We start from the raw sequence: 9,980 nt of genomic DNA, 5'->3' as shown, positions 1-9,980 counted from the left end.
CTCAAAGACTCGTTCATCCACCTCAAAGACTCGTTCATCCACCTCAAAGACTCGTTCATCCACCTCAAAGACTCGTTCATCCACCTCAAAGACTCGTTCATCCACCTCAAAGACTCGTTCATCCACCTCAAAGACTCGTTCATCCACCTCAAAGACTCGTTCATCCACCTCAAAGACTCATTCATCCACCTTATATCTCCATTCCTAATGCCCCATGCTCAATGCCCTATGCCCTTTCATAGTTCAATTACTGCCTTAACTTGCATATTGGTTAAGTTGGCAGCTTTTTGGCTGGAGGCTTGATCTAGTCGGATATGGACTTCTACTACTCTGTTGTCGATATTGCTGACGGGATCTGTGTTAATGACATTCTGCCGTCGCACTTGCAAGCCTTTGCGATCTACGATTCCCTGCAATTCAATCGGCAGGTAATCACCAAATACTTGTACTTGCTGCCCTGAATGCACTTTGCTGATATCGCTTTCGTAAACTTCGGCTATGACATACATCTGGCTGGTTTGTCCAATATCTGCAATGCCATCATTTGATATCAATTCCCCAGGATGGGTGTGGATCTCAAATACCTGTCCATTTTGGGGCGATCGCACTTGGGACTGTTCGAGATTGACTTTTGCCAGATTCATCGCTGCTATGGCACGATTAACTTCTGCTTGAGCTGCTTCTACATCCACTCCGCGCACTTCGGCGATTTCATCGAGTGTTGCTGTGGCTTCTTTAATCTTTTGCTGGCTAGTTGATTGGGTGCGATTTAACTGTGCCTGTGCTTCTTGCAGGCTTTTTTGGGCCGTTTCCAAGTTTAAACGCTTGCTATCCCCTTGGGAGGTGGAAATTGCACCCTGTTGAAATAGTTGGTGATAGCGTTCGTCTTCTGCTTGGGCGTTACGCACTTCGGCTTGGAATCGCTCAATTGTTGCTGCTTGGGCATTAATATCGCCAAGGTGTTCTGCTTTTAGTCGAGCGATCGCAGCTTTTTGGGCGGCAATTTCACCGCGTTTAGCACCTGCTTGTATGCGGTTTAGGTTTGCCTGGGCTACTTTCACTTGTTCCTGCACCTCTTTTAATTCTGCTTGCAAGCGATCGCGGCTGTTCAAAATCGCAATCACCTGTCCTGCTTTTACCCTATCCCCCTCCTTTACTAACAACTTTTCTACCCGACTTCCTTCTGTAGACACCGCAGCAGATAGTTTAATTACCTTTCCCTGTGGTTCAATCCGCCCTAAAGCTGTTACTGTTTTTAACTGTGGCAATTGTGTTGCTGGCACTTGTGCCTCTGGATTTGCATCATGCCAGCGTTTTACTATATAAAAACTTATTCCACAAACCAATAAAGATGCAATTATACCTATAGCAACGGATGGACGCAGAATAAGCTTAGGGAACGTTCTGTACCCTAGCTTTGAGTTTCGCACCATAGATTACCTCTTAACTAGTGGCACAGAAAAAACTAAATAAATTAAGTTTTTATCTTTATACCGATTACCTGTGAGCTTGCTTTTGAACAAGGGGATTTTGCTCTGATATTACCTCTTTGCTAATTTTTACTTCCTTTGTTAGTTATTATCAATTCCGAGTTCATAAAAAAGGAAAATTATTGAGAATTTACCAGCCTACTGCAATTTAGCTGGATAGGATAACAACAAGTCACTTTCCAGTATTAAGATACTTATGTTCCTGACGAACTACTTTTGTTTTTTGAAAGTACTCAGGTATAGTAAACGGTTTCCAAATTACGCGTTGTAACAGCGCCCACAATCAGAGTAAATTCAGTTATAAGGAAATATTTTTATCAGGTAAAATAAATTAACCGCAGAGGCGCAGAGAAGCCAGTGCGTTGGGCGGGTTCCCCGACTTGAAGCAACTGGCGCAGCGCAGAGAGACGAATCGGAGATTTTCACGACTCATTTAGGATTGCTATATATTTTACTCTTGAAAGTTCTTTTGCTAAATTGTTTTTTCAATTAACCAACCCATTTGCTACCAATCACTTCAGTGCGTGATCGCATTTAATCCGGTTCGGTTAACGTTTTAACGAGGTTCATCTAATTACTCAGATTTCTCAGAAACACTTAAACACATCTGACTAAATTGGAAATCGCCATGAGCAATTCCTCTGGTGCTACAGGTTTAACGATGTGCTGTTGAAACCCGGCTCTTAGTGCTTGCTGCTGATTGATTTCGCCTGCATAAGCAGTCAGAGCGATCGCTGGAATCTGTTTTCCCCCGACTTCTGCTTCCAGATCCCGCACCTGTTGCATCAGCATATAGCCGTTCATCTCTGGCATTCCAATATCGCTGAGTAAGATATCTGGCTTTGACTGTGTTAGCGCTTGTAATGCTTGATCTGCCGATCCGACTGCGGTGACGATCGCGCCAAACTGTTCCAGCACAAAGCTGAAAAAGTTGCGGCTATCAGTATTGTCATCCACAACCAGGACTTGTAGACCCATCAGGGGAGAGGAGGCAAAAGTGGCAGTTAAGGAATCAGCATTCGGGTCATCCTCGATTATTGCACTATCTTTGAGCAGGGGTAACTTAATTGTGAAAATGGCTCCCTGCTCCTCCCCCAGACTTTCGGCCGAAATCGTTCCACCGTGCATCTCAACCAAGTGACGAGCGATCGCTAAACCTAACCCTAGCCCACCAAACTTTCTAGTTGTTGTACTGTCACCTTGACGGAAATAGTCAAACACATGAACTAAAAAGTCAGGGTGAATGCCTTTACCTGTATCGCTGACGGTAATTTGCGCTTGAGCGTCGATGCACTCCAATTGCACATTTACATGTCCCCCAATCGGTGTAAATTTGACGGCATTTGATAAAAGGTTCCAGAAAACTTGTTGTAAGCGGGCTGAATCACCCAAAACTTTCCCCTTCCGGTCAAGCATCATCTCAATTTGAATAGTTTTAGCCTCTGCTGCTAAACGCACTGTCTCCATTGCTGCTTCAATCGTGGATGGCAGATTGACTGGTATCATCTTGAGATTGAGTTTGCCTTGGAGAATACGAGAAACATCGAGCAAGTCTTCAATTAGTTGAGCTTGTAATTTAGCATTGCGCTCAATGGTTTCAAGGGCTTTTTGGAGCGCTGTATCATCAAATTTACGGCTCTGTAACAGTTTTGCCCAACCGAGAATCGGATTCAGCGGCGATCGCAATTCATGGGAAAGTACCGCCAAAAACTCATCTTTTATGCGGTTAGCAGCCTCTGCTTCTGCTCTGGCTGTTTGCTCAAGTTGGAAAAGGCGATCGCGTTCTGATTCAGTACGTTTGCGATCGCTGATATCAGTTAGCATGGCGATCGCGCCCAAGAATTCATTTTCTTCACTAAAAATAGTTTTAGCAGAAATCAGCGTCCAGATATACGAACCATCCTTGCAGCGCAATTGACCTTCTTTTAAATCACTCCCTTCTCCCTTTAGCCACTTTAGTGTCTCTTCGGCTATCCCATCAGCCTGAGCTATAAAATCAAACATGGAACGACCGAGCATCTCTTCAGCCGCATAACCTAACATCTCACAGAAGCGTTGATTCACAAACTCTGTTCGTGATTGAGAGTCAATCATCCAGATTCCCTCATAAGAGGTATCAACAATTCTGCGATACTTGGCTTCACTCTTCTGTAGCAATTTCTCTGCTTGCTGGCGCTCTTGGCGCTCCTTAGCTTCCCGCAATGCCCGTTGCACCGAGGGAACTAACCGCCCTAGTCGTTGCTTTAATACATAATCGGTTGCACCGTTCTTCAAGGCTTCGATCGCTAATTCTTCGCCCAACGCGGCAGAGACAAAGATAAAAGGAACCTCTGGAGTGTGATTTCGGGCAATTTTCAGAGCTGAAATTCCATCAAAAGAAGGCAAGGCATAATCAGCAAGAATTAAATCGAAACCCTCTGTTTCCAGAGCAGTTAGGAAATCAGCACCGGTTTCGACTCTGATCAGTTCGCAATAAATTCCCCCTTCAGTTAATATCGCTTGGGCAAGCTCTGCATCTAAGGGACTGTCTTCCAAAAGCAGAAAACGCAGGACATTCATCATTTAATCTCCTGTTGACGATGAGGTGCAGAGGGTAAAGCACCAACGGGTGGCTGATTAATCACTGCCCAAAACAGTCCCAGACCCTTGATAGCATTGGCAAACTCATGGTAATCTACAGGCTTGACGACATACGCATTTACACCTAACTCGTAGCATCGAACTAAGTCTGGCTCCTCACGGGAAGAAGTTAGTACCACGATCGGAATCACTCGCATTACTGGGTCAGATTTTAGTTGTGCCAGTACTTCTAGTCCATCGATTTTAGGCAGTTTCAAATCGAGCAGCACTACAATAGGATGCCCCTGCATTCGCAACCGGAACAGCCCCCGGCGATAGAGATAATCTAGTGCTTCTTCTCCATCACGCACTACCACTACTTCGTTGGCGAGATGATTTTCCGACAAGGCGGCCAATATTAACTCTGCATCGTTAGCACTGTCTTCAATCAGTAGAATTCGCTTGAGTTCTTTCATTCGCCCTCCAACTTCCGCAGTTTTGGTAGTGAGAAATAGAAGGTGGCTCCACTGTCAACTACAGCCTCTGCCCAGACTTGGCCATTATGTCGATGAATAATGCGTTGCACGTTTGCCAATCCAACACCTGTACCTTCAAATTGTTGGTCACTATGCAGGCGTTGAAATACTCCAAATAGCTTGTGGACATATTGCATATTAAAGCCTACGCCGTTATCTTGTATAAAAAAGACAACTTCGTTTTCATTGTCAGTACTTCCAATAGTAATTTCTGCTGGGTTTCGAGTCTGGGTATATTTTACAGCATTGCCTATGAGGTTGCGAAGGACGAGCCGCAGCATCGAAGGGTCGCCTTGTACTTCTGGCACTGATTCTATATGCCAATTAATTGTGCGTCCTGGGGTTTGACTGACCAAATCGCGCTTTATTTCTTGCACTAGTTGCTCCATATTCAAATTGATGTAGCGCATCTCGCTGCGCCCCATGCGGGAAAATGTGAGCAACTCATCGATTAGTATTCCTGCCTGTTTGGCAGTATCGGCAATTATTCTTAAATAGCGCTGACTTATTTCATCTAACGTGCTTGTTGAGTTATGCCGCTTTTGAAGCAATTCTATAAATCCGGCGATGTGGCGAAGTGGTGCTCGCAAGTCGTGAGAGACTGAATAGGAAAAGGATTCGAGTTCCTTGTTGGCGGCTTCGAGTTGGAGGGTGCGCTCTTGAATCCGTTGTTCTAGCATTTCGTTCAGTTGTTGCAGGGCGGCTTCGGCAACTTTGCGATCGTGGATATCAACACAGGAGCCAATATAGCCGAGAAATTCCCCAGTTGGTGTAAACCGAGGCACACCAGTATCCAAAATCCAACGGTATTCGCCATCATTGCGTCTGAAGCGATATTCCATTTTAAAATCTTGTCGGGCATCAAAGGCATTAATGTATATGTCTAAGCAATGCTGAAAATCATCCTCATGAACATTTTCAGCCCACCCGTTGCCCATCTCTTGCTCCAGAGTCCGCCCGGTAAACTCTAGCCAGGGTTTATTGAAGTAATAACAGAGTTTGTCTGTGCCAGACATCCACACCAGTACGGGAGTGGTGTCTGCCAGATGACGAAAACGGGCTTCACTTTCACGCAACGCTGCTTCTACCTGGTTGCGATCGCGTAGCGCAGCTTGTCGTTCGCTCAAGTCAAGAACAAAACCAATGATAGTCTCTTCCTGCTTGACAAAGCCAAGTAAGGCGGAAATTAGAGAGCCGTCTTTACGGATGTATTCCTGCTCAAAGGGCTTACAACTCCCGGCAATTCTCAGTTCTTGAATTGATCGCTCACTCACCTCAAGGTATTGGGGTGGGGTGATCTCGCCCCAGCGGATTCGACCAGAGCGCAAATCCTCGCGTGTATAATTAAGCATTTGCAGAAAGGCATCATTAGCTTCAATGATCGAGCCGTTCAGATCAGCCATAATGATTCCAATAATATTGGACTCTACTAAGCGACCAAACCTTGCCTCACTTTGGCGTAGGAACTTGAGGTTCGCTTCAGCTTTTTTTTGGGCTGTGCGGCGTGATTCGTTGAGCCAGATGATTAACCCTGCTGTCATTATGAACACGGCCAGCCGGACTAAAATATCCTGATGTGTAATGTATAGCGGATAGAGCGGCTGAAGAAACAAGTAGTTGACTATCAAAGTAGACAAAACAGTTGCAACTAGTCCTGGTGCGAAACCCCCGTACCAGGCGCTCACCATCACTGCTGCAAAAAATAGTGCAGAAGGCGTTGCGCTCAGATATGGACGGAGCAGCATCGTTACTCCTAGTCCTAAGGCAACGGATAGCAAAGCAATAATATAGTGCAGCAGTTGCTCTGGAATGATTGCACCCTTGTTACTACCGCTAGCAAAGATGTCTTTAGGTTTAAATGTCCTCACTTTATGAGTCATAACCCGACTCTGCTTCTGGAAAATACTGGTTTAGCAAACTTTTACCAGGTTCACCCATCTTCCGTAACATTTCTTCTATTAGTTTTAATGCTATCTGTGAAGGCACTGTATGCCCATTCTGCCAGCGATTTACTGTTTTGAATGAAACTCCTAATCTAGCAGCAAACTGTTTCTGAGAAAGATTGAGTTGCTGCCGAAGCTCCCGAATTAAATCTAAACTTCTTAGTCCTTTTGTTACAGACATCTTCTTTTTCTATTCCCATAGAATTACCAAGATAGGACAGGTGTCCTATTGTTTGTCTCTCGCTTAGGGAATATTTATAAGGTTATACCAGTAAGTTAGGTTTTGCAGTCACTCTAGCCAATCTTATATCTTAAAAGGCTCGACGTTGAGGTTAAAAGGCTCGACGTTGAGGTTCAAAGGTTCAACGTTGAGGTTAAAAGGCTCGACGTTGAGGTTAAAAGGCTCGACGTTGAGGTTAAAAGGCTCGACGTTGAGGTTAAAAGGCTCGACGTTGAGGTTCAAAGGCTCGACGTTGAGGTTCAAAGGCTCGACGTTGAGGTTCAAAGGCTCGACGTTGAGGTTCAAAGGCTCGACGTTGAGGTTCAAAGGCTCAACGTTGAGGTTCGGAGGATGAAACTTGAGCTTTCCAATGTTCAGGTGGTTGAAGATTTTCCGGTAGGATGGTTGTGCGATCGCCAATTGCCTCTTCAATCTGCTCTTGTCCTAGATTTTCGGCTTCAGAAAGGTTTGCCCCTATCAGGAATGCTTCTTGCAGATTTGCTCCGTCAAGGTCTGCTCCTTCCAAGTTAGCTTCTTCAAAGCAAGCCTCTTCCAGGTTAGCTTCCATAAGGTATGCTTTTTGCAGGTTAGCTCTATTGAAGACAGCCTTTTGCAGATTGGCTTCCCAAAGGTCTGCCCTTCGTAGGTTAGCTCCAGAAAGAAATGCTCCTTGCAGCTTGGCTTCCTCGAATACAGCCCATTGCAGGTTAGCTTCCATGAGATTTACCCCTTGCATCTCGACTTTCGTGAGGTCTGCTCCCCTGATATCGATATTACGTAAATCAAGCCACTGATTTTTCGGGTCATTCTCAGGCTTGCGCCGTCCAATGACGGTAAGGGCTGCTTGAATATCCGTCTTAAGTTTTGGTTTTTGCTCTATCTCCTCTGACTTGATTAACGGTTTTGCCTTCTCTGCCTTTTCCTCTTCTTTTTTCAAAGGCGCATTCTCTCGCACAAAAGCCGTAAGGACTTCCATAATTGTCCAGTGATAATCTTTGGAATCCTTGGCGATTCGTTCTAAAGTATAAATTGCCCCTAATCGCGTTTCAATCTTTTCATTTCCAAGCTGTTCAATCGCCTTCGCAAAGCGCTCTGAGATTTGCTTGTCTTGTGCTGCTTCTGCATTTTTTAAAGCAGCTTCAGCACTCTTATTTGCAGCCTCAGCACTTTTATCCATAGCTTCCCAACGCTTCGCTGCATAGTAAGCATTGATTAATACTGCAAATCCACCGAAAATTGTCCCAAGAGTTGTTAAGGCTTTAGTTCCATAATTTAGCCTTTGCTCTGTTTCCAAACCTTTAGGATTCAAAAAGGCAAAATCAGAAGATAAAAATATCCAGATAACAGCACCTAAAAAGACGATAAATATAATAGCTAAAATTATCAAGCAACCTTTAAGTGTGTCCGTCTTGTTATCAGACATAGCTTTAGTCTTCGTCATCTCCAGAATTATTACAGAGACTTTTGGTAAAAACTATAGCAAGCATTAAGTGAAAACGGTAGAATGCGCCCAAATAACTAATGATGCTGCGATAACTTAACCAGACTGCCGCCAATCTGTCGGTACTTCGATATAATCAGGTAGGCGAGTAGTGCGATCGCCAAGTGCTTTTCTAATCTGCTGCAACTCTAAGTTTTTAGCCCCTGTTAAAATTGTCCCTTCCAGTTTGACATCACTGAGGTTAGCTTCTGAGAAGTTAGCTCCCATCAGGTTTGCCTGAGTCAAGTTAGCTTGATAAAAGGTTGCCCTATATAGGTTTGCTCCGATGAGGTTTGCTTGATGCAGGTCAGCTTCCGTTAAGCTGGCTTCTGAGAGGTTGGCAAAATAGACTTCTGTTTGGTGAAGTTTGGCTGCATTCAAGTTAGCCCCAGAAAGGTTGGCCCCATTTAAGTTAGCCCCTGAAAGGTTAGCACCAATCAAACCCGTCATCTGCAAATTGGCTTTACCCAGTTTTGCTCCTTGCAAGTTAGCGAGAAACAACTTTGCTCCAGAGAGATTGGCCATTTTTAAGGTTGCTTGTTGCAAGTTAGCTTTATAGAGGTTTGCTCCTTGCAGATTAGCTATACGCAGACTTGCGCCACAGAGGTTGGCTGAACGCATGTTTGCCCCACAAAAATTAGCGCGGTTGAGATTAGCCCAACAAAGGTTTGCTCCACATAGGTTAGCTTTTTGTAATTTAGTTTCATAGAGAATAGACTTAACGAGTTTAGCGCCATTCAGGTCAGCCTCACTCAAGTCGGCTCCACGCAGGTCAGCCCCACTCAGGTCAGAACCACGTAAGTCTGCTTGTTGGAGATTAACCCCTAGCAGGTCTGCTCGTCTGATGTCGATATTACGTAAATCAAGTTTCTGATCTTTTGGGTCTTCGAGTAAATTACGCCTACCAATGACAGTTAGGGCTGCTTGAATATCGGTGCGGATGTTTGGCAATTCTTCATGCAGGTTTTGCTCCAACTGCTGAGTCGGACGCGACCCACTTCTACGCCTACCTGAGTAATCTGCTGGTGAATATTCCGGCTTTTGTTGTTCTACCCTCACCGGGTGGATAGGTACATTCTCTCGCACAAAAGCAGTGAGGATTTCCATGATTGTCCAGTGTTCAGTAGGAAAATCCTGAGCAACTCTTTCTAATGCATAAATTGCACCTGTTCGGGTTTCAATCTTATCATGACCAAGCTGGGCAATTGCCCCCATAAAGCGTTCTGAAATCAATCTGTCTTGATTGATTTTGGCATTCTGAATACCAATTTCCAGGTTTTTCTCAGCTGCGATCGCATTTTTCTGCATCGCTTGGGCACGCTTTGATGCATAATAAGTATTAAATATTGCTGCCGATGCTAGAAAAACTATTGCAGTAGTTGCTAATGCTTGGTTTCTATATTGGATTTTTTCCTGAATTGACAACTCCTTAATACTGGACAACGCGAATAAAATTACAGTCAACGAGAAGCCAAATATAACTGTTATAGTTATCAACCAATTCAACGGAGCGTCTGTCTTTTTAGAAGACATGGTAAAGATTTTCCTTACAACCTAGAATTATTACTTAGATATTTGGGCAAAATAGTATAGCATTTAGCAAAAAATTATAATAGGTGTCAAGACACTCATTGAACTAAGGAATGACATCGAATATACTTATACGTTCCGACAGAAATAAACCACCATTCCAAAACAATGAAACGCTTGTGGTACAAGAATTACGAATTATGAATGACGAATTTAGCCTTA

At 44.2% G+C, this 9,980-nt stretch carries 8 protein-coding genes; all 8 read right to left on the bottom strand.

Annotation, left to right across the window (positions count from 1 at the left end; genetic code table 11):
* Window positions 1–236 precede the first annotated feature (236 nt).
* The 8 genes from V7K46_RS09270 to V7K46_RS09235 all read right to left on the bottom strand — a co-directional run bounded on the left by V7K46_RS09270 (window position 237) and on the right by V7K46_RS09235 (window position 9,761).
* A complete protein-coding gene (locus tag V7K46_RS09270) occupies window positions 237–1,430 on the bottom strand; it encodes an ABC exporter membrane fusion protein (RefSeq protein ID WP_442939816.1) in 1,194 nt (397 codons plus the stop codon).
* 657 nt (window positions 1,431–2,087) lie between these two features.
* Window positions 2,088–4,052, bottom strand: coding sequence for a hybrid sensor histidine kinase/response regulator (locus tag V7K46_RS09265; RefSeq protein WP_335112341.1), 1,965 nt, complete (start codon window positions 4,050–4,052; stop codon window positions 2,088–2,090).
* Entirely contained in the window at window positions 4,049–4,525 is a 477-nt protein-coding gene (locus V7K46_RS09260) for a response regulator (RefSeq protein ID WP_335112339.1), read from the bottom strand. The genes V7K46_RS09265 and V7K46_RS09260 overlap by 4 nt, the downstream gene beginning before the upstream one ends.
* Window positions 4,522–6,465: a PAS domain S-box protein gene (locus V7K46_RS09255; protein WP_335112337.1), complete on the bottom strand. Its 1,944-nt coding sequence runs from the start codon at window positions 6,463–6,465 to the stop codon at window positions 4,522–4,524. Before V7K46_RS09255 ends, V7K46_RS09260 begins: the two co-directional genes overlap by 4 nt.
* Window positions 6,455–6,709: a helix-turn-helix domain-containing protein gene (locus V7K46_RS09250; RefSeq protein WP_298910727.1), complete on the bottom strand. Its 255-nt coding sequence runs from the start codon at window positions 6,707–6,709 to the stop codon at window positions 6,455–6,457. The genes V7K46_RS09255 and V7K46_RS09250 overlap by 11 nt, the downstream gene beginning before the upstream one ends.
* A gap of 123 nt (window positions 6,710–6,832) precedes the next feature.
* A complete protein-coding gene (locus tag V7K46_RS09245) occupies window positions 6,833–7,075 on the bottom strand; it encodes a hypothetical protein (protein WP_335112334.1) in 243 nt (80 codons plus the stop codon).
* Window positions 7,076–7,079: 4 nt separating this feature from the next.
* Complete coding sequence (locus V7K46_RS09240; RefSeq protein WP_335112332.1) at window positions 7,080–8,189, bottom strand: pentapeptide repeat-containing protein; 1,110 nt, start codon at window positions 8,187–8,189, stop codon at window positions 7,080–7,082.
* Between the two features lie 96 nt (window positions 8,190–8,285).
* Complete coding sequence (locus tag V7K46_RS09235) at window positions 8,286–9,761, bottom strand: pentapeptide repeat-containing protein (protein ID WP_335112330.1); 1,476 nt, start codon at window positions 9,759–9,761, stop codon at window positions 8,286–8,288.
* Window positions 9,762–9,980: the final 219 nt, after the last annotated feature.

Origin of the sequence: Nostoc sp. (genome assembly GCF_036917395.1) — a bacterium.
GTDB lineage: Bacteria > Cyanobacteriota > Cyanobacteriia > Cyanobacteriales > Nostocaceae > Nostoc.
The sequence above is the reverse complement of the archived record's forward strand: the minus strand, read 5'-3'. Positions and strand labels throughout refer to the sequence as shown.